Here is a 19620-nt window from a genome sequence, read left to right on the forward strand (position 1 = left end):
CCCTGGGTGGCCACGCCGACGCCGGCGTCCGTCTGCCATTGGCCCGGGATGCCCAGGCGCGGCACGCCCGGCACATAGCCGGCCGAGGCGTCCAGCGAGTCGGGGTGGCGCGTGTACTTCGGCTTCATGTCGGCACCGAAGTAGCCGAAGATCACCGTGAACTTCTCGTCGTTGGTCATCGCCGCCACGGCGAGGTCGGCGCGCTTGTCGGCGTCCAGCCTGGCGTCCAGCCAGGGGCGGGCCGAAGGGGCGGCGGCGGGGCTCTGCGCCAGGGCGCCGGTGGCGGTCAGGGCCGGCGCCGAGGCGCCGATCAGCAGGGCCAGGGTCAGGCCGCGCCAGGTCGTCCGGGTCATGTGTCCTCCGTCTTTCGTCTTGTCGGCCGCGCGCCTCTGGGGGCGCATCGGGCGGGGTGTTAGGGCTTCCGGCGGGGCGGCGAGCCGCTTCCCACGGGGCCGGTGGATTCGCGCGCCACAAGCGAATGGCGCGCGAGGAAGGGGGCGTTGATCCGGCCGGCGCCTTCGTTGGCGTTCCACGCCGCGAAGGTCTGCAGCGCGCGCAGGGCCATCTGCTCGAACGGCTGGCGGATGGTGGTCAGGCTGGGCCAGATCACGCTGGCGATCGGCTGGTCGTCGAAGCCCACCACCGAGAGGTCGTCGGGAATCCGCAGGCCCCGGCGCTGAGCCTCCATGCAGGTGGCGGCGGCCATTTCGTCATTGGCCGCGAAGATCGCGGTCGGCGGCTCGGCGATGTCGAGCAGGGTCTTGGCCGCCTCGAGGCCGGTCTTGAAGGTGAACTGGCCCTCGACGACCAGCTCGGGGCCCGGACGCGGCAGGCCGCGCGCGGCGTAGGCCTCGTAGAATCCGTTGCGGCGGTGCGTGCTGGCCGCGTGGTCCGGGTGGCCGGCGATGTGTCCGATCCGCGTATGGCCCAGCGAGAACAGGTGCTCGACCACTTCCCGCGCGGCGGCGCGGTCGTCCATGGCGATGGCGGGGAAGCGAGGGTCCACCGTCGTCGGCGAGATCAGCACGCAGCGCACATCGAGTTCGCGCATCAGGTCCTTCATCGGCCCGAAGTCGCATTCGGGCGGCAGCAGGATCATCTCGCGCAGGCCGCCGTCGCGGACAAAGGCGCGGACGCGATCCTGCCAGCCGGCGACGGGGCCCTCGGACAGGTCGACGGTCAGGTGGCGGCCGGTCTCGACGCAGGCCAGCAGCAGGGCGTGGTGGATGCGGGTGTGATAGCCGCCGGACGGATCGCCCATCAGCACGCCGACCGAGCCGGAGCCTTGCGACCGCAGGCTGCGGGCCACGGCGCTGGGGTGATAGCCAAGCTCCCGCATGGCCGCCTGGACGCGGTCGCGCGTCTTGGCGCTGACGCTCTCATGATCGTTGAGAACGCGCGAGACGGTCTTGGGCGACACGCCCGCCCGCTCAGCCACGTCATGGATCGTCGTCATGGGTCCCCGCGTCCGTTCGCGCGTCAAGCTAGGCCGGGCGTTCCGCCCTGGAAAGGCTGACCGCGCGACGTCGAACGCCGATGGCTGTAGCCGATGATGTCTCGTCTGTCATGTGTTAGGACATTATGAGGTCATTTCATCGGACATTTTTAGGACATTTCAAGGCGGCCACGGCGGGCGTTCCGGGCGGGGGCGGTCGCTAGGCTCCCGGGAGGTGTCGCGCGTCAGGCCGAGGGGCTGTCTGTCGCCCAGGCATAGGGCCTCCGACCCTAGAATGGCGGTTTTTCCAGCGCTGTAAGGGATTTTTCTATCCGGGTCGGTGGCGGCCGATGTGACCGGTACCTTCCCGGCGGGCGTTGGATCACAGGGGCTGCGGCCCGTCGCTGCTCATATGACAACGTTGACATTCTTGTTGACTTGACCGGGACATTTCTGAAATGTGCCGGCGTTCGACGAAGGCTCGCAGGCCAGAGTCGGATGTCCGGGCGCTGGGGCGCCACGGCTTTTGGACAACCGCCGACCGGCGGCCGGACAAGCCCGCAAAGTCCCAGTCGCGACCCGAGACCGCCGCAAGACCGGCGGCGCCGGGCGGAGTGGGCGGCCAATAAGAACGATCTATTGGGGAGCGAGGAATTGTCTCAGGAAGCAAGGAAAGCCGTGCTCGCGCGCGGCCTGACGCTGGCGCTGGTCGCCGGCGCATCGCAGCTGGCTTTGGCCACGGGCGCTTTCGCGCAGGAAAGCAGCGCCGGCACGCAGGTCGAGGAAATCGTCGTCACCGGCGTCCGCGGCTCGCAGATGAAGTCGGTCGACATCAAGCGCAAGCAGTCGGCCATCGTCGACGCCATCTCGGCCGAAGACATCGGCAAGCTGCCGGACGTCACCATCGCCGACTCCCTGCAGCGCATCTCGGGCGTGCAGATCCAGCGCAACGCCGGTGAAGGCGCCACGGTCAACATCCGCGGCCTGGCCCAGGTCATCACCCTGCTGAACGGCGAACAGTACCTCAGCGCCGGCAACATGGGCTCGGCCCAGCCGAACCTGCTGGACGTGCCCTCGCAGCTGATGAACCAGGTGCTGGTCTACAAGTCGACCAACCCGCGCAACGCCCTGTCGGGCATCTCGGGCACCCTGGACCTGAAGACCCGCCGTCCGTTCCAGTTCGGCGAAGGCCTGACCTTCACCGGCGCGGCCGAAGCCCAGCGCGGCGACCGCACCAAGAAGGACGACTATCTGGTCAACGGCGTCGTCAACTGGCGCAACGACCGGGTCGGCCTGATGGTCGGCGCGGCCTCTAGCAAGTCTAACCTCGGCAACAACTATTCGGGCGTCGCCAGCCTGTCGGGCAACAACGACTGGGGCGGCAGCAATCCCAACAACTTCGTCTCGCCGCACGGCTTCGAGAGCTTCAACCGCGTGGTCGAGCGCAAGCGCCTGGGCGTCAACGTCGCCTTCGAGGCCAAGCTGGGCGAGGGCTTCACCCTGATCGCCGAGGGCTTCTACGCCAAGCTCGACGAATACAACCGCGCCGTCGGCATCAACATCTCCAACCGCTGGGACGGCGGCGCCTTCGGCGTCTGGACCAAGCCCACCGTGTTCGACCCGACCGGCGTCAGCGCCCCGACCACCAACGGCGGCAATGGCCGTCCCTGGGTCGCGGTCGACGAGTACGACATCGACGCGTGGTGGGTGAACTCGTTCACCGTCAACCGCACCACCAAGTCGGAATCGAAGAACTACAATCTCGAACTGAAGTACGACAACGGCGGCCCGTTCACCTCGGAAGTCCGCGCCATCCGCGCCACCGGCGACCGTCTCAGCATGAACGGCCAGGCCCAAGGCGACCTGTCGAACTGGCAGTATGGCCCCAATCGCTTCACGCTGTTCCGCGACGCCAATGACCGCACCCGCGGCACCTTCTATCCGAAGGGCATCTGCGATCAGTATCCGGCGGCGCAGCGCAGCAACGCCGTCGTCGGCAGCGCCGGCGGCTGCTACCTGAACCCGAACCCGATGGGCTACGGCCAGAACCCGCAGCTGCACTACAACATCGCCGGCGATCATCCGGTGTGGAGCGGCTTCGATCGTCCGATCATGGGTGGCCTGGGCGCCGGCAAGTCCCTCAAGGACTACATGGCCAACAAGGACAGCTACGCGATCGGGGCGTTCTCGTCGGAAGGCAACAACCAGGTCGCCTCGGACATGAACGTGTTCCGCGCCGAGGGCCACTACCGGTTCGACGACAAGCTGCTGGGCTTCATCACCAAGGTCGACGCCGGCGTCCGCCAGAGCGACCGTTCGGTCAGCGTCGAGCAGTTCCACCTGTTCTCGGGCTTCTACGGCGGCGTCCCGGGCGCGGTGCAGGCCAACGGCTCGCCCGTGCCGGCCGGCGGCTGCGAGGCCCAGTGGAAGGCCATCGACGTCGTGATGAACCAGAACCAGTGCCAGGCGGGCGAGTTCGTGCCCGACCCGATCACCGGCAAGCCGGTGTTCCAAGGCTACACGGTCAATCGTCCGACCAAGCTGACCACCTACAACAACACCGTCTGGGTCGATGACCTGGGCGGCGTGACCAGCGGCATTCCGGGCTTCTGGGCCATCGACCCGCGCGACTTCGACGACGCCGAGGCCTTCCACAAGAAGGTGTTCGGGGGTGCCATCCGCGTGATCGTCCCGGGCCAGACCTACGACGTGACGCTGAAGGAGCAGAGCGCCTACGGTTCGGCCGACTTCGAGATCGGCAACCTGCACGGCGACATCGGCCTGCGGGTCATCCAGACCGAGCTGAACGTCAAGCAGAACCTGACCGGCGACGTGCGCAACTACGGCGATACCAACGCCGACGCCGGCGACCAGGTCACCAAGCGCAAGTACACCGACTGGCTGCCGTCGGTGAACGCGGTCTATGACCTGACCGACAACATCAAGCTGCGCGCGGCCTACGCCAAGACGATGCAGCCGCTGGACCTGGGCAACTACGGCGGCGGCCTGTCGATCTTCACCGCCGACTGCGGCAACGGCCTGAACATCCGCTGCGTCACCGGCGCCAGCTCGTCGGGCAACCCGAACCTGAACCCGTGGCGGGCGTCGAACTTCGACGGCGCCGTCGAGTACTACTTCGGCCGCGCCTCGATGCTGAACATCTCGGCCTTCCAGCTGAAGATCGACAGCTTCGTCACCGGCGGCACGATCAAGGGCCGCTTCCCCGACCAGGACGGCGTGATCCGTCGCGACGTCGATGTCAGCCTGCCGCTGCAAGGCGACGGCGGCTCGGTCAAGGGCGTGGAAGTCGGCGCCAAGATCGCCTTCGCCGACGTGCTGCCCGACATGGGCCTGCTGTCGAACTTCGGGGTGGACGGCAACTACACCTACTCGCCCAGCCACGAGAGCCGCCTGGACCTCGCCGGCGACGAGATCCCGTTCTTCGACAACTCCAAGCACCAGTTCAACCTGGTGGGCTGGTACCAGGACGACAAGCTGCAGGCCCGCGTCGCCTACAACTACCGCACCGATCGCCTCTCGGGGACGATGGGCGGCGGCGGCAACCGCGTGATCCCGGTCATGCAGAAGTCGACGGGCTATGTGGACGTGAACGTCAGCTACAACGTCCGCGAAAACGTCACGGTCTACTTCAACGGGTCGAATGTCACCGGCGAGATCGAGGATTACTACCTCCGCTTCGCCAAGGGTAAGACCCAGTACTCCAGCCAGAACGAGTTCGAGCCCCGCTACACGCTGGGTATCCGCGCGCGCTGGTAAGCTTTCCCTCTGACCTCCTGCCGGCCGCCGCGCTTCCCCCTTGCGGCGGCCGCTTTTTTTGTGCGGAGGGACCTGTCGGGCCTCGGTCCCAACCGATAGCCTGACCCAACCGGACGTCAGATCCGGAATTCAGTAAGCACTCAGGGGAGCTGTCCGATGGCGGACAACAGGATCCGCAAGCTGGTGATCGTCGGCGGCGGGACCGCCGGCTGGATGGCGGCCGCGGCGCTGCGCCGGCGCTTCCAGGGCGGGCCGCTCGAAATCACCCTGGTGGAGAGCGCCGAGATCGGCACGATCGGCGTCGGCGAGGCGACCATCCCGACGATCCGCGGCTTCTACCAGCAGCTGGGCCTGAACGATCTCGAGGTCATGCGGGCGACGCAGGCGACCTGCAAGCTGGGCATCCGCTTCGACGGCTGGCTGCGCGAGGGCCATGCCTTCATCCACCCCTTCGGCCTGTTCGGCCAGGACCTGCGGGGCGTTCCCTTCCATCACTACTGGCGCAAGCTGGCCCAGGGCGGCGAGCCGACCAACATCCAGGATTACTCGCTGGGCGCGTCGCTGGCGGCGGCGGGCAAGTTCATGGCCCCGCCGCGCAATCCGAGCAACAGCCTGTCGATCTTCGACTGGGCCCTGCACCTGGACGCGGGCCTGTTCGCCCAGCTGATGCGACGCGTCGCTGAGGACAACGGCGTCCGGCGAATCGACGCCAAGATCATCAAGGTCAACCTGCGCCCCGAGGACGGCTTCGTCGCCTCGCTGGATCTCGACACCGGCGCCACCGTCGAGGGCGATCTCTTCATCGACTGCTCGGGCTTTCGGGGGCTGCTGATCGAGGAGGCGCTGGGGACCGGCTATGAGTCCTGGAGCGACCTTCTGCTGTGTGACCGCGCCTTCGCCGTCCAGAGCGAGGGCGTCGGCGATCCCGCGCCCTATACCGAGGTCAAGGCGCACACGGCCGGCTGGCGCTGGCGGATCCCGCTGCAGCACCGCTACGGCAACGGCTATGTCTTCTCCTCGCGCCACAGCAGCGACGAGGCCGCCCTGGCCGAGCTGAAAGCCGCCGTCCCCGACCGCCTGCTGCACGAGCCGCGCCTGATCCGCTTCACCCCCGGCCGTCGCAAGCAGGCCTGGAACCGCAATGTCATCGCCCTGGGCCTGTCATCCGGTTTCCTGGAGCCCCTGGAGAGCACCTCGATCGCTCTGATCGAGACGGGGATCGAGAAGATCAAGGCGCTGTTCCCCGACAAGGACTTCGCGCCCGAGCTGGTCGACGAGTTCAACGACTGGTCGCGTCGCGAGATGGAGCGCGTGCGCGACTTCATCATCCTGCACTATTGGGCGAACCAGCGGGCCAAGAGTGGAGGGGGGGGCACCGCCTTCTGGCGCGACTGCAACGCCGTGACCTTGCCCGAGAGCCTGCGCCGCAAGGTCGAGCTCTTCCGCCAGCGCGGCCACTTCGTCCGCTACCGTTGGGAGATGTTCCAGCCCGCCAGCTGGATGGCGATCTACGCCGGCTTCGAGCTCCTGCCGGAAACGATCGACCCGGCGCTCGACGGCATCGACGCCCAGGCGCTGAGCGCACCGCTCGCCGAAATGCGCAAGGCCATCGCCGAGGTCGTGGCCTCGGCCCCGCCGCACGCCGCCTTCCTCGACCAGTATTGCCGTCCCGCTCCAGTCGCGGCGCAGTAGGACCCGTAGCGATGACCCACACCCATCCCAACGCCATCCGCAAGATCGTCATCGTCGGCGGCGGCTCGGCCGGCTGGATCACGGCGGCCATGCTCAGCCACTACTTCCAGGCGGGCGGCTGCGCGGTCGAGCTGGTCGAGTCCGAGGAGATCGGCACGATCGGCGTCGGCGAGTCGACCATCCCGCCGTTCCTGCGCCTGCTGGCCAGCCTGGGGATCGACGAGCGCGACTTCATCCAGTCCACCCAGGCCAGTTTCAAGCTGGGCATCCGATTCGAGGACTGGAAGAGCCTCGGCGACCGCTACATGCACCCGTTCGGCGTGATCGGCGGCCCGTTCGGTCCGCACGAGTTCTACCAGTGCTGGCTGCGCGCCAAGGCGGCGGGGCATCCGTCCGGCCTGCACGACTTCGCGCCCGGCGCGGTGATGGCCGAGCAGGGCAAGTTCATGCTGCCGTTCAAGGCTGAGCGCACCCTGATCGGCGGCGCCAACTACGCCCTGCACGTCGACGCGCGGCTGGTCGCCCGCTACCTGCGCGACTACGCCGAGGCGCGCGGCGTCAAGCGCTCCGAGGGCATCGTCTCCGACGTCGTCACCCACACCGACGGCTCGGTCGCCAAGGTGCGGATCAAGGATGGCCGCGAGATCGAAGGCGACCTCTTCATCGACTGCACCGGCTTCCGGTCCCTGCTGATCGGCAAGACGCTGGAGACGCCGTTCGAGGACTGGTCCGACATGCTGCTGTGCGACCGCGCGGTGGTCGTGCAGACCGAGAACGTCGGCGCGCCGCATCCCTACACCCTGTCCAAGGCCGAGGCGGGCGGCTGGCGCTGGCGCATCCCGCTGCAGCACCGGGCCGGCAACGGCTATGTGTTCAGCTCACGCCACATCAGCGACGACGAGGCGCGCGCCACCCTGCTGGGCGGGCTTGAGGGGCGCGCGCTGATGGAGCCGATGTTCATCCCGTTCAAGACCGGCGTACGCCAGCGCCTCTGGGAGAAGAACGTGGTGGCCGTAGGCCTGTCGGGCGGCTTCATCGAGCCGCTGGAGTCGACCGCCCTGCACCTGATCTATCGCGGCGTCGACTTCCTGCTGCGCTTCTTCCCCGACCGCGACTTCGATCCGGCGCTGCGGGCCGAGTACAACCGCCGCATGGTCGCCGACTACGAGGAGATCCGCGACTTCATCGTGCTGCACTACTGCAAGACCCAGCGCGACGACACGCCGTTCTGGCGGGCGGTGCGCGAGGCCCCGATCCCCGACAGCCTGAAGGAACGCATGGCCCTGTTCGAGCGCAGCGGCGTGCTGCGCGAGGGCGTCGACGACATGTTCCGCAATCCCTCCTGGCAGTCGGTGATGGAGGGCATGGGCGTGAGGCCCCAGCGCTACCAGCAACTGGTCGACACCATCCCCTACGAAGTGATCAGCCAGACCCTGGACCAGTCGGCCCCGATGCTGGCCGCCCAGGTCGCGGGCTTGCCCAGCCACGGCGAGTTCCTGGCCAAGCACTGCCCCGCGCCGCCGCCCGAGGCCGCGGTCGCGCCTTTCAAGACGGTGGCGTGAGGCTGGGCGCCTTGACGGGCTAGATCGAGGCTCCCGGGCGAACCCTTGCCCGCTTCATGCGGGACGTCAGGCGATCCGGCGCTTCTCGAGCTTTCGGGCCAGGGTGCGGCGGTGCATGCCCAGGCGCCGGGCGGTTTCGGAGATGTTGAAGTCGGTCTCCACCAGGGTCTGGTGAATCCGCTCCCATTCCAGGTTCTTGATCGACGTCGCCTTGCCCTCGATCGCGGCGTCGATATCGCCCTCGCGCTTGCGGAAGGCCGCCTCGATGTCGTCGGTGTTGGAGGGCTTGGCCAGGTAGTGGCAGGCGCCCAGCTTGATGGCCTCGACCGCCGTGACGATGCTGGCGAAGCCGGTCAGGACGACGATCAGCATCTCGGGGTCATGCTCGGCCAGGGCGCGCACGCAGGCCAGGCCCGACTCGCCCGACAGCTTCAGGTCGACGACCGCGTAGCGCGGCTTGAAGTCGGTCAACGCCGCCTGGGCGGCCTCCAGCCCGCGGACGTGCGCGACCTCGTAGCCGCGGCGCTCGAAGGATCGTTTCAGGGTCCCGGCGAACTTGTCGTCGTCCTCGACCAGGATCAGCTTGCGCTCAGCCATGACGGGTGACCTCCAGCATCGCGATCGGCAGTCTCATGGTGACCCGGGCGCCGCCCGACGGCAGGTTCTCCGCCTCGGCCGCGCCGCCCAGCTTCCGCAGGACATTGACCACCAGGAACAGGCCCAGTCCGCCGCCGGCCCGCCCCTTGGTCGAGTTATAGGGCTTGCCGAAGTCGGCCAGCGCTTCGCGGGTGAAGCCCGCGCCGTCGTCCTCGACCTCGATGCGGATCCAGCCCTCGCGCATGACCGCGCTGAGCCGGGTCGTCGTCGCCGAGGCCTCGACGGCGTTGTCCAGCACGTTGTGGATCACCTGCTTCAGCGTCGACTCCGCGACGATCGGCGTGGCGTCCAGCAGGTCGGTGTCGTAGCTGAGATTGTGCTCGGCGCGGCTGGAGCGCCACTCGGCGACGACCTCGTCGAGGAAGCCGCGCAGGGTGCTGACCCGCACCTCGCCGCTGCGGGCCTCGCCCGCCGACTGCAGCACGCCGGTGACGATCGATTTGCAGCGCAGCACCTCGCCGCGCATGTCTTCCAGCTCCTGCGCCAGCTCCGGATTGGAGGTGAAGACGGGCATCCGCCGCCAGTCGCCCAGGATGACGTCCAGCGTCGCCAGCGGGGTGCCCAGCTCATGGGCGGCGCCGGACGCCAGGAGACCCATGCGGACGATGTGGGTCTCTTCGGCCTGGCGTTGGCGCAGCTCGGCGAGACGGGCGTCGTGGCGGCGCAGATTGGCCGTGATGCGGCCGACGAAGGTGACCAGCAGCAGCGCGTCCAGCACCACGCCGATCAGCATCCCCATGATGAACAGCTCGAAGAACAGCCGGTCGCTGAGGCCCGAGGTGATGATCGGGCGGTTGAAGGCCACCAGGGCCACGAAGCAGAAGCTGATCAGGGCCACGATCGCCCAGGTCGCCCGCGCCTCCAGCAGCACCGTCGCCAGGATCACGTGCAGCAGATAGAGGGTCGTGAACGGGTTCGTCGCGCCGCCGCTGAAATAGAGCTGGATGGTCAGGGCCAGGGCGTCGAGGGTCAGGGCCAGGAACAGCTCGTAGCGGCCCACGGGCTCGGCCCGCTTCAGCCGCAGCAGGCTGAACAGGTTCAGGGCGACCAGGCCCGCCAGGACCAGCATCATCGCCGTCAGCGGCAGATCGAAGCGGAAGCTGAAATGGACAACCAGGATGGTGACCACCTGGCCCAGCACGGCCAGCCAGCGCAGGTGGATCAGTTGCAGCATGTTCTGGCGCGCGATCGCGTCGGCGGGGCCGTTGGCGTTCTCGGCGGCCCGCGCGCCCGAAAGCCATCCCGAAAGCCCGGAGATGACCATGTTGGCGGTGGGCGTCATGCGGCCTCTTGCTGGCGGCCCCGGCGCGCCTGCGCCAGGACATAGACGGCCGCGCCGCCGCAGAACAGGGCCAGCGCGAACCAGGTGAGCGCATAGATAAGGTGGCTGTTGGCGAAACGCACGACGGTCAAACCGCCGCGGGGCCAGCCGCCGGGATTGGCCGTCGCGTCGGCGTCCACGAAGTAGGGGGCGATCGGGGCCAGGCGGCGCGCCTGGGCGATGGCGGCGACGTCCCGGGAATACCAGCGTCCGGCCTCGGGTTGGTTGCGGCGCAGGAAGCCGCCCTTGGGCTCGCTCATCCGCAGAAGGCCCGAGACCTGGGTCTCGCCCTCGACTAGGCCGGCCGCTCGGCGGTTCTGGGCCAAGCGATCGGCGGGGACGAAGCCGCGGTTGACCAGGACGACGAAACCCTGATCGGTCCGCAGCGGGGTCATCACCCAGAAGCCGGGACCAAGGTCGGTGACCGCCTGAACCAGGGTTTCCTGGCGATGATCGAAGGCGCCGGTCAGGCGGACGCGCCGGTAGGCGTCCTTGTCGGCGGAGATCTCGGACCAGCCGGCGGGGCCGGGAGCAGGGGCGGGGGGCGCCGCTAGGCGCTGCTCGACCCGGGCGATCAGGTCCAGCTTCCAGGCCAGGCGCTGGACCTGCCAGCAGCCCAGCGCCCCGAACACCAGCATGAAGCCGGCGCAAAGTCCGACCAGGGCGGTCGTCCTTGCGCCGGAACGCTTCACGGGACCTCGCGCATGTCGTGCGGCATGTCCGGCATCATGTGGGTGTTCAGGTTGTGCATCACCCACAGCGAGCCGCTGAGCGTGATCACCACCAGGATCAGGGTGAACATCAGGGCCAGCAGGGTCCATCCGCCCTCCGAACGCGAGTTCATGTGCAGGAAGTAGATCATGTGGACCAGCACCTGGATCGCCGCCAGCCCCATCACCGCCACGGCGGTCATCTGGGCGGTCGGCAGCACGTGGCCCATGACCAGCCAGAACGGGATGGCGGTCAGGATCACGGCCAGGACGAAGCCGATCACATAGTCCTTCAGCGAGCCGTGGGCGCCGCCGTCGTGGTCTTCGTGCGCGCCGTGCGCATCGTGGCTGGCCGCGCTCATTTCAGGACTCCGAGCAGGTAGACGAACGAGAAGACGCCGATCCAGACGACGTCCAGGAAGTGCCAGAACATCGACAGGCACATCAGGCGGCGCTTCATGTCGGCGCCGAGGCCGCGCTGGGCGACCTGGACCATCAGGGTGACCAGCCAGATGATGCCGAAGGTCACGTGCAGGCCGTGGGTGCCGACAAGCACGAAGAACGACGACAGGAACGCGCTGCGCTGGGGGCCGGCGCCTTCGTGGATCAGGTGGTGGAACTCGAAGAGTTCCAGCGACAGGAAGCTGAGACCCAGCAGGCCGGTGATCGCCAGCCAGGCCAGGACCGGCTTCACCTTCTTGGCCTGGGCCGAGATCATCGCGAAGCCATAGGTGATCGACGACAGCAGCAGCAGGCCCGTGTTCACGGCCACCAGCGGCAGGTCGAACAGGTCCGCGCCGGACGGGCCCGCCGCGTAGTTGCGGCCGAGCACGGCGTAGCAGGCGAACAGCACCGCGAAGATCAGGCAGTCGCTCATCAGGTAGATCCAGAACCCAAGCAGGGTCCCGTTCTCCGGATGATGCTCCTCGGTCATGTAGAAGCGCTTCTTGTCCGCTTCCGTCAGGGCATGGGCATGAGAGGCCATGGTCAGGTCAGGCTCCGCAGGGCTTCGGTGCGCGCGTCCTCGACGCGGACGACCTCCTCGGCCGGGATGTAGTAGTCACGCTTGAAGTTGAAGGTGTGGGCGATCGCGCTGGCCACCAGGGCGACGAAGGCGAGGGCCGCCAGCCACCAGATGTGCCAGATCAGGGCGAAGCCGAGCACCGTGCTGATCCCGGCCAGGACCACGCCCGCGCCGGTGTTAGCCGGCATGTGGATCGGGATGAAGCCGGTCGTCGGGCGCTGGTAGCCCCGCGCCTTCATGTCCCACCAGCTGTCCAGCTCGCTCACCACCGGCGTGAAGGCGAAGTTGTAGGCCGGCGGCGGCGACGAGGTCGACCACTCCAGCGTCCGGCCGCCCCAGGGGTCGCCGGTCTCGTCGCGCAGGGCTTCGCGGTTGCGGATGCTGACCACGATCTGGACCAGGAAGGCCAGAATGCCGAACAGGACGATCACCGCGCCGATGGCCGCGATCACGAACCAGATCTGCAGGGACGGATCCTCGAAGTGGCTCATGCGGCGGGTCACGCCCATCAGGCCCAGCACGTACAGCGGCGTGAAGGCGACCCAGAAGCCGATCAGCCAGCACCAGAACGAGACCTTGCCCCAGAACGGATCCAGCTTGAAGCCGAAGGCCTTGGGGAACCAGTAGTTGATGCCGGCGAACATGCCGAACACCACGCCGCCGATGATCACGTTGTGGAAGTGGGCGATCAGGAACAGGCTGTTGTGCAGCACGAAGTCAGCGGGCGGGACGGCCAGCAGCACGCCGGTCATGCCGCCGATCACGAAGGTGACCATGAAGCCGACGGTCCACAGCATGGGGACCTCGAACCGGATGCGGCCGCGGTACATCGTGAACAGCCAGTTGAAGATCTTCGCGCCTGTCGGGATCGAGATGATCATCGTCGTGATCCCGAAGAACGAGTTCACGCTCGCGCCCGAGCCCATCGTGAAGAAGTGGTGCAGCCAGACGATGTAGGACAGGATCGTGATGACGACGGTCGCGTAGACCATCGAGCTGTAGCCGAACAGGCGCTTGCCGCAGAAGGTCGAGACCACTTCCGAGAACACGCCGAAGGCCGGCAGGATCAGGATGTAGACCTCTGGGTGACCCCAGATCCAGATCAGGTTCACGTACATCATCGGGTTGCCGCCGAAGTCGTTCGTGAAGAAGTTGGTCAGCAGGTAGCGGTCGGCGGTCAGCAGGGCCAGGGTGGCGGTCAGGATCGGGAAGGTCGCAACGATCAGGACGTTGGTGCACAGCGAGGTCCAGGTGAAGACCGGCATCTTCATCAGGCTCATGCCCGGGGCGCGCATCTTGATGATGGTGACGACCAGGTTGATGCCCGAGAGCGTCGTGCCGACCCCGGCGACCTGCAGCGCCCAGATGTAGTAGTCGACGCCGACGTCCGGGCTGTAGGCCAGGTTCGACAGCGGCGGATAGGCCAGCCAGCCGGTGCGGGCGAACTCGCCCACGAACAGCGAGGCCATGACCAGAACCGCGCCGCCGACGGTCATCCAGAAGCTGAAGTTGTTCAGGAACGGGAAGGCGACGTCGCGCGCGCCGATCTGCAGCGGCACGGTCAGGTTCATCAGGCCCGTGACCAGGGGCATGGCCACGAAGAAGATCATGATCACGCCGTGGGCGGTGAAGATCTGGTCGTAGTGGTGCGGCGGCAGGTAGCCGGCCACCTCGCCGAACGCCATGGCCTGCTGGGCGCGCATCATCAGGGCGTCGGCGAAGCCGCGCAGCAGCATGACGATGGCCAGGATGATGTACATCACCCCGATCTTCTTGTGGTCGACGCTGGTCAGCCACTCACGCCACAGATAGCCCCACAGCTTGAAGCGGGTCAGCAGGGCCAGCACGGTCAGGCCGCCCAGGGCCACCATGCCGAAGGTGACGAGCAGGATCGGCTCGTGCAGCGGAATGGCGTCCCAGGTGAGACGGCCGAAGATGAATTTGACGAGGTCCGGGGACATTTGGCGTCTCTAGGAGGAAATCAACGCGCCGAGGGGCCGGCGAAGGGAGCGCACAGGGCGGCGACGAACGAGCGGAAGCCGCCGCCCTGCTCGCCGCGCCGAACGCGCTTGTCGTATTCGAGGGTGGTGACGTTGTAGACGCCCGCCATGCCGAGGCCGCCCTTGGCGTCGATCGCCATCATGTCGTGCTGGCACATCTTGCCCGGCTCGACGCAGCGGTTGACGGCCTTGTGGAAGAGGTCGGCGTCCACCGCGGCGAAGCGCTGGGGCGGGACCTTCTCGCTGGGCTTTTCCAGGACGAGGTAGCGCTGGCCGTCCAGGCGATCGGAGCCCTTGCGGACGCCGTCGGCCCAGCGGGCGAACTCGGCTTCGCTCATGCCGCGGAACTTGAAGCGCATGTGCGAGAAGCCCTCGCCGCTGTAGTTGGCCGAGAAGCCGTCATAGACGCCGGGCTTGTTGATCACGGCGTGCAGCTTCGTCGTCATGCCGGGCATGGCGTAGATCTGGCCAGCCAGGGCTGGCACGTAGAACGAGTTCATCACCGACGAGCTGGTCAGCTCGAAATTCAGCGGCCGATCGACCGGCGCGGCCAGTTCGTTGACCGTGGCGATGCCCAGCTCGGGGTAGATGAACAGCCACTTCCAATCCAGGGCCACGACCTGGACCTTGAGCGGCTTGATGTTCTCGGCCGTGCGGCCCGGCGCGATCCGGTCCAGCGGACGATAGGGGTCCAGCAGGTGCGTGCTGCTCCAGGTCACCGCGCCCAGGATGGTGATGATCACCAGCGGCGCGGCCCAGATCACGATCTCCAGGCGCGTGGAGTGGTGCCAGTCCGGATCGTACTTGGCCGCCTCGTTCGAGCGCCGGTACTTCCAGGCGAAGAACAGGGTCAGCGCGATCACCGGAACGATGATCAGCAGCATCAGCACGGTCGCGACGATGATCAGGTCGCGCTGCTGGGCGGCGATGTCGCCGGACGGGTTCATGACCACCCAGTCGCAGCCGCCCAGCGCCAGCAGGGCGGGCGCGACGGCCACGGTCTTGAACAGGGTCGAAAGCGATTTGGGACGGAGCGTCGGTCTCATGGGCGCGCCCGATACGCCATGGCGCCGCGCTGCAACATTGGACCGTTTGTCCTAGGTCAAAAACGCGCTTGTCGCGGATCAATCAACCCTGCGGTGATTTGAGGCGCCGGAGCCAGACCGTGATCAAGGCGTTTGCCAGGAGCGCTCCGTTGGGTTCATGCTCTCCTCAGACCGCCGGAAAGGCGGCGAGACTGGATTTTGGGACGGAAACGCAAAGGCAAGGGTATCGGCACATGGTTCATGATTTCGCGATTCCAACCTCCTCGGGCCTCGAGCGCGACGCTCGGCGGATGCACGCCGACGAAAGGGGGATCCGTCCGGGTGAAATCGCGCTCGGTGTGGTGATCGGCCGCACCTCCGAATTCTTCGACTTCTTCGTCTACGCCATCGCCTCGGTGCTGGTTTTTCCGCAGCTGTTCTTCCCGTTCGTCGACCGGCTGACCGGGGTGATGCTGTCGTTCGCCCTGTTCGCCCTGGCCTTCGTCGCCCGGCCGTTCGGCTCGGCGATCTTCGGCGCGATCGACCGGCGCTATGGCCGCGGCGTGAAGCTGACCGTGGCGCTGTTCCTGCTGGGCGGTTCGACCGCCGTCATCAGCCTGCTGCCGAGCTTCGCGGTGGTGGGGGCGCTGGCGATCTGGGCCCTGGCCGCGTGCCGGGTTGGTCAAGGTTTGGCCCTGGCCGGCGCCTGGGACGGCATGGCCTCGCTGCTGGCCCTCAACGCGCCGGAGAACAAGCGCGGCTGGTACGCCATGATCCCGCAGCTGGGCGCGCCGTTCGGTTTCATGCTGGCCAGCGGCCTGTTCGCCTATTTCCTGGCCAGCCTGTCGCCGGCCGACTTCCTGGACTGGGGCTGGCGCTACCCGTTCTTCGCGGCGTTCGCGATCAACGTGGTCGCCCTGTTCGCCCGCCTGCGCATTGTCGCCACCGAGGAGTTCGGCGCTTTGTTCGAGGCGCGTGAGCTGCGTCCGGTCCGCATCACCAGCCTGATCCGCGCCGAGGGCGGCAATGTGCTGATCGGCGCCTTCGCGCCCCTGGCCACCTTCGCCATGTTCCACCTGGTGACGGTGTTCCCGCTGTCCTGGGTGGCGCTGCATGACGACCACCAGGCGCTGGTCTTCCTGCGCATCGAGGTGATGGGCGCCCTGGTCGGGGTGGCTGGCATCCTGGCCTCGGGCTGGATCGCCGACCGGATCACCCGCCAGAACCAGCTGGCGCTGTCGGCCCTGCTGATCGGCGCCTTCAGCCTGCTGGCGCCGCGGCTGCTGGACGGCGGCTCGGCGGGCCAGACGGCCTATGTGATCATCGGCTTCGCGATCCTGGGCCTGTCCTTCGGCCAGGCGGCGGGCGCGGTGAGCTCGGGCTTCTCCAAGCGCTATCGCTACACCGGCGCGGCCGTGACTTCGGACCTGTCCTGGCTGATCGGCGCCGGCTTCGCGCCCCTGGCCGCTCTTGGCCTGGCGACCCTGTGGGGCCTGCCGGCCATCGGGCTCTATCTGGCCTCGGGCGCGGTCGCCACCCTGGTGGCCCTGACCCTGGACCGCCGCCGGCGGAAGGCTCGACCGGCCACCGGACGCTGAGCACAGTCGCGCTGAGGGGCTCGGAGCGCTGCTCCGAGCCCCTCAGGCCCTGGGTCGTTATATCTTACAAGGTGTCCGAGCGGTGAGACCGCTCGGACGACGGCCAAGCCCTTTGAGGTTCTTGGCCTCTTAGTACTTGAGCTTCAGGCGCGCGTACCAGAAGCCGCCGTTCATGCCGAACGGACCGCCCGAGCGCGGATAGATCTGGCCGTCGGCCGTGCTGCCGGTCAGGGCGTAGATCGGGTTGGCCGTGGTCGGCTTCAGCTTGTCCGGATAGTTGTCGAACAGGTTGTTGGCGCCGATCGTCACCGTGTACTTCTCCGCGAACGTATAGCTCACATCCAGGTCGGCCGTGATTTCCGAGCCGAAGGTCTGGCCCGGATAATCCTGATCGGTGCTCCACTTGCTGTAGTAGTTGCCGCGGGCGTTGATCATGAAGCCGGCGATCGAATAGTTGGCCGACAGGTTGGCCCGGTGCTTGGGCGTGATGTTCTCGATGTCGTAGATCCGATCCGTGCCGATGGCGGCCGGGTCGTACTTGGTGACATTACTCTTGTTGTAGCTGTAGGCCAGCGTCAGGCTCAGCGGGTTGTCCAGCAGGTCGGTGCGATAGCTGGCCACCGCGTCGACGCCCTTGGTCTCGGTGTCGAAGCCGTTGGTGAAATAGGCCACCGCGCCGCCGATGCCGACCGCCGACAGAGCCGGCTGGGCGGCGATGTCGGCCGCCGTGACGTCGAAGGTGCTGGTGATGCTGATCCGGTCCCTGACCTTGATGAAGTAGCCATCGACCGTGAAGGTCAGGTTGCTGATCGGGTTGAGGATGAAGCCGACGCCGTAGTTGGTCGACTTTTCCGGAGTCAGGGTCTTGGCGCCGAAGTACTGGGCGATGGCGCTGGTCACCGGATAGGTGCCGGTCTGGACCTGCTCGCCGCCGGGGGCGAAGGCCGTCGTCAGGATCTCGGTGTTGCTCTGGCCGGGCGAGGGGGCGTGGAAGCCCGTGCCCACCGTGCCGCGCACCGAGAACATGTCGGACACCTTGTAGAGGGCGTTGACCTTGCCCACCACGGTGTCGCCGAAGGTGTTGTACTTCTCGTAGCGACCCGCCACGCCGACCGTGAGGGCCTCGGTGACGTCGGTCTCGGCGCCCAGGTAGACGCCGAAGTTGCTCTGGGTCGAGGTCTTGGCCGAGGCCGGGCTGGTGCCGCCGTAGCCGCTGGCGCCCGGCGACTTGCTGGCCGATTCCGGCGAGCCGTTGACGATCGAGCGCGTGTAGACGCCGGGCGAGACCTGAACGTAGAGCGGCTGCACGGCGTAGGGGCCGGCGGCGTACGACTGCAGGTCGCCCGCGGTGGCTTCATACTCCTCGTGCCGGTATTCGGCGCCGCCCGACAGGGTGACCGGGCTCGCGAAGCCAAGCTCCAGCGGATAGGTCAGGTCGAGGTTCAGGTTGGTCTCGCGCTGGATCAGCTTGCCGAACTTGAACTCGGTCTGGCTCTTCGGGCCGAACGAGGCGTTGAGCGATTGGGTCATCGCCAGGTCGAGCGAGTTCTTGGCCACGGTGCCCGACAGGTCATAGGTCAGGCCGTTGTCGGCCTTACCCTTCACGCCCATGGTGCCGTAGAATTGCTCGACCACGCCCTGGAAGCGGGGGGTGAAGCCCGCCGGATAGATGGACGTGAAGTTGTAGGTGTTGGAATCCTTGACGAAGCCGCCGGCGGGGCAGGTCGCGTTGCCGGCCGGGCAGGGCGTCAGGTAGATCGGGGCGAAGGCGCCGTTGCGGCCGGGCGAGCCCGTCGCCGGCTGGCCGGTGCCGTTGTCGACGATCAGCGGCGTCGGAGCCGAGATCGGCGAGCGGTAGTTGAAGCTCTGGTCGGCGTCGCGATGGCCGACATTGGCCGTCATGTAAAGGCTGGCGTTGTCGCTGATGTCGTAGCCGGAGTTCAGGAACAGCTTGTAGCCGTGGGTCGGCGATGTCCCCCAGATCTGCACGGGGCCGGGGTAGTTGGGCAGCTTGCTGGCGAGGCTGGGATTGTTGGCGGCGAACACAGCGGCGAGGGGGCGTGTGGCGCCGCGGCTGGTCTGGCCGTCGTCGAAATACTCGCCCGATACGTTGACGAAGCCCGCGTCGAACAGCTTGAAGCCGGCGTTGACGGCGAACTGGTAGCTCTTGCCGTCGCCGGCGTAGGTCTTGCCATAGCGCGCCTGGGCCTCGAAGCCATTGTCGCTGTTGCGCAGGCCATAGTTGATGACGCCGCCGATGGCGTCGGAGCCGTACTGGGCGGTCGCGCCGTCGCGCAGGATCTGCAGGTCCTTGACCGCGATCGACGGGATCATCGAAAGGTCGACCGCCTGCGCGCCGAGGGACAGCGCGGTGTCGCCGCCGGTCACGACCTGGACCAGGGCCGAGCGGTTGTAGCGCTTGCCGTTGATCATCACGAGCACCTGGTCGGCGCCCAGCCCGCGCAGCGACGGCGCGCGCACGAAGGTCGAGGCGTCCGAGATGGTGTTCTGCGGCACGTAGAACGACGGGACGATGTTCTTGACCACGTCCAGCATGTCGGCGGCCGGCTGGCGGGCCAGCTCTTCACCGCCGAACACATCGATCGGCGACGGCGAGTCGACGACGGACCGGTCGGTCCGACGCGTGCCGAGCACGATGACCTGCTCAACCTGGGTGGCGGTCGGCTCCGTCGTGGCGGTCGGCTCCGCCGTCGCGATCGGCGCCGCCGGGTCGACCGGCGGCGTGGCCGCATTGGCGAGATGAGCGGCGGCCAAGTTAAGAGAAAGCGCCGAAACCCCCGAAAGCAGAATATTCAAAG

The 19620-nt window shown here is 67.4% G+C and carries 13 protein-coding genes and 1 pseudogene; 4 read left to right on the forward strand and 10 right to left on the reverse strand.

The annotated features are described in order from the left end of the window. Nucleotides 1-353, reverse strand: a pseudogene (locus tag DI526_RS11245) (glycosyl hydrolase); the annotation flags it as partial. 59 nt (nucleotides 354-412) lie between these two features. Continuing rightward, on the reverse strand, nucleotides 413-1456 hold the full coding sequence (locus DI526_RS11250) for a LacI family DNA-binding transcriptional regulator (RefSeq protein ID WP_304277644.1): 1044 nt from the start codon (nucleotides 1454-1456) through the stop codon (nucleotides 413-415). Nucleotides 1457-2089: 633 nt separating this feature from the next. Here DI526_RS11250 and DI526_RS11255 point away from each other — a divergent pair. From DI526_RS11255 to DI526_RS11265, 3 genes are all read left to right on the forward strand, one after another. Continuing rightward, the gene (locus DI526_RS11255; protein WP_304277645.1) at nucleotides 2090-5212 is read left to right on the forward strand and encodes a TonB-dependent receptor; all 3123 of its coding nucleotides are present in this window, start codon (nucleotides 2090-2092) and stop codon (nucleotides 5210-5212) included. Nucleotides 5213-5368: 156 nt separating this feature from the next. After that, the gene (locus DI526_RS11260) at nucleotides 5369-6904 is read left to right on the forward strand and encodes a tryptophan halogenase family protein (protein WP_304277647.1); all 1536 of its coding nucleotides are present in this window, start codon (nucleotides 5369-5371) and stop codon (nucleotides 6902-6904) included. A gap of 11 nt (nucleotides 6905-6915) precedes the next feature. Continuing rightward, nucleotides 6916-8466, forward strand: a complete 1551-nt coding sequence (locus tag DI526_RS11265) for a tryptophan halogenase family protein (RefSeq protein ID WP_304277649.1) — start codon at nucleotides 6916-6918, stop codon at nucleotides 8464-8466. 66 nt (nucleotides 8467-8532) lie between these two features. Here the strand turns inward: DI526_RS11265 and DI526_RS11270 are convergent, their stop codons facing one another. The 7 genes from DI526_RS11270 to cyoA are packed head-to-tail and all read right to left on the reverse strand — an operon-like array spanning nucleotide 8533 to nucleotide 15224. Next, a complete protein-coding gene (locus DI526_RS11270) occupies nucleotides 8533-9063 on the reverse strand; it encodes a response regulator transcription factor (RefSeq protein WP_304277651.1) in 531 nt (176 codons plus the stop codon). Further along, entirely contained in the window at nucleotides 9056-10405 is a 1350-nt protein-coding gene (locus DI526_RS11275; RefSeq protein ID WP_304277653.1) for an ATP-binding protein, read from the reverse strand. The genes DI526_RS11270 and DI526_RS11275 overlap by 8 nt, the downstream gene beginning before the upstream one ends. Then, a complete protein-coding gene (locus DI526_RS11280) occupies nucleotides 10402-11082 on the reverse strand; it encodes an SURF1 family protein (protein ID WP_304277718.1) in 681 nt (226 codons plus the stop codon). Before DI526_RS11280 ends, DI526_RS11275 begins: the two co-directional genes overlap by 4 nt. A 50-nt stretch (nucleotides 11083-11132) precedes the next feature. Then, nucleotides 11133-11516 (reverse strand): cytochrome o ubiquinol oxidase subunit IV, encoded by a 384-nt coding sequence (gene cyoD, locus DI526_RS11285; protein ID WP_304277655.1) that lies wholly within the window; start codon nucleotides 11514-11516, stop codon nucleotides 11133-11135. Then, nucleotides 11513-12139, reverse strand: coding sequence for a cytochrome o ubiquinol oxidase subunit III (cyoC, locus tag DI526_RS11290; RefSeq protein ID WP_304277657.1), 627 nt, complete (start codon nucleotides 12137-12139; stop codon nucleotides 11513-11515). Before cyoC ends, cyoD begins: the two co-directional genes overlap by 4 nt. 2 nt (nucleotides 12140-12141) lie before the next feature. Further along, complete coding sequence (gene cyoB, locus DI526_RS11295) at nucleotides 12142-14139, reverse strand: cytochrome o ubiquinol oxidase subunit I (protein WP_304277659.1); 1998 nt, start codon at nucleotides 14137-14139, stop codon at nucleotides 12142-12144. A gap of 20 nt (nucleotides 14140-14159) precedes the next feature. After that, complete coding sequence (gene cyoA, locus DI526_RS11300; RefSeq protein WP_304277660.1) at nucleotides 14160-15224, reverse strand: ubiquinol oxidase subunit II; 1065 nt, start codon at nucleotides 15222-15224, stop codon at nucleotides 14160-14162. Between the two features lie 233 nt (nucleotides 15225-15457). Here cyoA and DI526_RS11305 point away from each other — a divergent pair, with 233 nt between their 5' ends. Next, nucleotides 15458-16801 (forward strand): MFS transporter, encoded by a 1344-nt coding sequence (locus tag DI526_RS11305; protein WP_304277662.1) that lies wholly within the window; start codon nucleotides 15458-15460, stop codon nucleotides 16799-16801. A gap of 129 nt (nucleotides 16802-16930) precedes the next feature. On the opposite strand, the gene DI526_RS11310 is transcribed toward DI526_RS11305, so the two are convergent. Further along, a complete protein-coding gene (locus DI526_RS11310) occupies nucleotides 16931-19576 on the reverse strand; it encodes a TonB-dependent siderophore receptor (RefSeq protein WP_304277663.1) in 2646 nt (881 codons plus the stop codon). Nucleotides 19577-19620: the final 44 nt, after the last annotated feature.

Source organism: Caulobacter segnis, assembly GCF_003243465.1.
GTDB lineage: Bacteria > Pseudomonadota > Alphaproteobacteria > Caulobacterales > Caulobacteraceae > Caulobacter > Caulobacter segnis_A.

Excerpts from the sequence above, each read along its gene's own strand:
- DI526_RS11250 (WP_304277644.1), bottom strand. The coding sequence starts at position 1,456 with ATGACGACGATCCATGACGTGGCTGAGCGGGCGGGCGTGTCGCCCAAG.
- DI526_RS11260 (WP_304277647.1), top strand. The coding sequence starts at position 5,369 with ATGGCGGACAACAGGATCCGCAAGCTGGTGATCGTCGGCGGCGGGACC.
- DI526_RS11265 (WP_304277649.1), top strand. The coding sequence starts at position 6,916 with ATGACCCACACCCATCCCAACGCCATCCGCAAGATCGTCATCGTCGGC.
- DI526_RS11270 (WP_304277651.1), bottom strand. The coding sequence starts at position 9,063 with ATGGCTGAGCGCAAGCTGATCCTGGTCGAGGACGACGACAAGTTCGCC.
- DI526_RS11275 (WP_304277653.1), bottom strand. The coding sequence starts at position 10,405 with ATGACGCCCACCGCCAACATGGTCATCTCCGGGCTTTCGGGATGGCTT.
- DI526_RS11280 (WP_304277718.1), bottom strand. The coding sequence starts at position 11,082 with ATGCTGGTGTTCGGGGCGCTGGGCTGCTGGCAGGTCCAGCGCCTGGCC.
- cyoD (WP_304277655.1), bottom strand. The coding sequence starts at position 11,516 with ATGAGCGCGGCCAGCCACGATGCGCACGGCGCGCACGAAGACCACGAC.
- cyoC (WP_304277657.1), bottom strand. The coding sequence starts at position 12,139 with ATGGCCTCTCATGCCCATGCCCTGACGGAAGCGGACAAGAAGCGCTTC.
- cyoB (WP_304277659.1), bottom strand. The coding sequence starts at position 14,139 with ATGTCCCCGGACCTCGTCAAATTCATCTTCGGCCGTCTCACCTGGGAC.
- cyoA (WP_304277660.1), bottom strand. The coding sequence starts at position 15,224 with ATGAGACCGACGCTCCGTCCCAAATCGCTTTCGACCCTGTTCAAGACC.
- DI526_RS11305 (WP_304277662.1), top strand. The coding sequence starts at position 15,458 with ATGGTTCATGATTTCGCGATTCCAACCTCCTCGGGCCTCGAGCGCGAC.